The 234-nt window shown below is 46.2% G+C and carries 1 protein-coding gene; it reads right to left on the bottom strand.

The window, feature by feature from the left end; genetic code table 11:
- Window positions 1-234, bottom strand: a 234-nt coding sequence (locus R0J87_RS24920) for a hypothetical protein (RefSeq protein WP_498889710.1), incomplete at both ends; no start/stop codon positions are given.

Here is a 234-nt window from a genome sequence, read left to right as displayed (position 1 = left end):
ATTCCATCCGGATTTCTTCATCAAATGCCGGCAATGTCAATTGTTCCTGCGGGTCGGAAATTGCAATGGTCAAATCGTCGATATAAAAATCCTCATGAATCGCAGAAGCGGACAGATAACTATGCAGTTTCCGCGCTTCTTCCATGCTCTTTGCCGTGATGGCAATCGTTAAAGGCGGTGTTGAGATGGGGTCTGTGTTTACAGTCGTGTAGCCATTGATATCACGGATTGCAG

The organism is Halomonas sp. SIMBA_159 (assembly GCF_046536035.1).
Taxonomy (GTDB): domain Bacteria; phylum Pseudomonadota; class Gammaproteobacteria; order Pseudomonadales; family Halomonadaceae; genus Vreelandella; species Vreelandella venusta_A.
The sequence above is the reverse complement of the archived record's forward strand: the minus strand, read 5'-3'. Positions and strand labels throughout refer to the sequence as shown.